The sequence below is a fragment of the Colwellia sp. MB3u-55 genome, from assembly GCF_014076785.1.
Lineage (GTDB): Bacteria > Pseudomonadota > Gammaproteobacteria > Enterobacterales > Alteromonadaceae > Colwellia_A.
The window spans coordinates 1-1415 of the sequence record NZ_JACGUS010000033.1 but is presented as its reverse complement, the minus strand read 5'-3'; the positions used below and the strand labels follow the sequence as shown (position 1 = coordinate 1415).

Genomic DNA, 1415 nt, shown 5'->3' with positions numbered 1-1415 from the left:
CTGCTTTGGCGAAAAACTATTTAACCAAAAACTGAAATAGATTTAATTACGCGTAAATAACTAGGGTAAAGAAAAGGCAACTACCACAATTACATTTAATCGAATTCGCAATGCCGCATAACGCCTTACTAAGCGGCGCGAAATAGTTGGCTAAAATGTACGAGGAACGAGTGCTAGCCAACTGTTTAGCGTCCGTTTGAGTAACTTGTTATATGCCTATTGCCCAGAACAGTTACGTTATATTTTTAGTAATTATTTCCGAAGTACATAGCTCACCACAAACGTTGCAAGAGCCACTTATAAATTTACGATTATTCTCAATATATAGTTCTGGTCTGCCGATACCTAAGTCTGCTTCTGAGCAATTGTCACACCAAGTATCATCAAGATAAAGAGAACGTTCAATTTCATCAAGTGAGCTCAAATCTATAATTTGCTTCATAATTCCCTAGGCATATAACGCCTTACTAAGCGGCGCGAAATAGTTGGCTAAAATTGCGAGGAACGAAGCTAGCCAACTGTTTAGCGTCCGTTTAAGTAACTTGTTATATGCCTTGAACACCAGTATTTTTGAACAGTCTGATTAAATTAGCCAAAGAGAATATGGCCATTACAAACGAAACTACTGATAAGATATACAAAATATAATTAACAGTTACATCTAGATAAACAATTGTTGGGTTCTCCCTATTATAAATAGCCTCAACTAATGAGTTTTCTTTATAAAGCTTTAATTTCTCATTCGCCTCTTTAAAATTGTAAAGCTGATTCATATTGGAAATTTCTTTTCCAATATAACTATTACCATCAATCTCATATTGGTATTTTATATCTAGAATATAGCGTTCATCTTTATGTTCAACTCTCTTGATATCCGATGACATGATAATCGCCGGAGTTATTGGCCAATTACCAGCATTTAAGTTCCCTGCAATTTTAAAGGTTAAGAGACCAAGCCATAAAGAAGATCCGATTAGCATGAATCCAAAAAATAATTTGCTGTTTTTAAACATATCTCACTCTGCTTTATAAAAGTCTATCTGGAATACACACAATTCATCTTAGGCATATAACGCCACATTAAGCGGCAAAAAATTGTTGGCTAAAATGTTGAACGAAGTGAAAACAGCCAACTGTTTTTTGTCCGTTTGAATGCCTTGTTAGCTGTACTATGCACTGACAAATCCATTTGTTACAACTGAAAGAAATGTTAAAAAACCGAATAACAGTTGTAACTGAAATAATTTACGAGCATTTAATAACTCTAATTTTAATGTTTTATCAGATATGTCTTTTATAGCGTTACCCGACCATAACTTACTCATAAAATTAAAATCTTTGTGTATGTGCGATGAGCTTTCGTATGTAACGCCAAAAAGATCTAACTTATTTAAATTACAAAACTCTTGAGCCTT

General features: G+C 33.9%; 2 protein-coding genes. Both read right to left on the bottom strand.

The features are described from left to right. Positions 1-545: 545 nt before the first annotated feature. Positions 546-1013: a DUF3592 domain-containing protein gene (locus H4J66_RS01010; protein ID WP_182169385.1), complete on the bottom strand. Its 468-nt coding sequence runs from the start codon at positions 1011-1013 to the stop codon at positions 546-548. A 156-nt stretch (positions 1014-1169) separates the two neighbouring features. Next, positions 1170-1415, bottom strand: a 246-nt coding sequence (locus H4J66_RS19940) for a hypothetical protein (RefSeq protein WP_220463160.1), incomplete at its 5' end; no start/stop codon positions are given.

Excerpts from the sequence above, each read along its gene's own strand:
- H4J66_RS01010 (WP_182169385.1), bottom strand. The coding sequence starts at position 1,013 with ATGTTTAAAAACAGCAAATTATTTTTTGGATTCATGCTAATCGGATCT.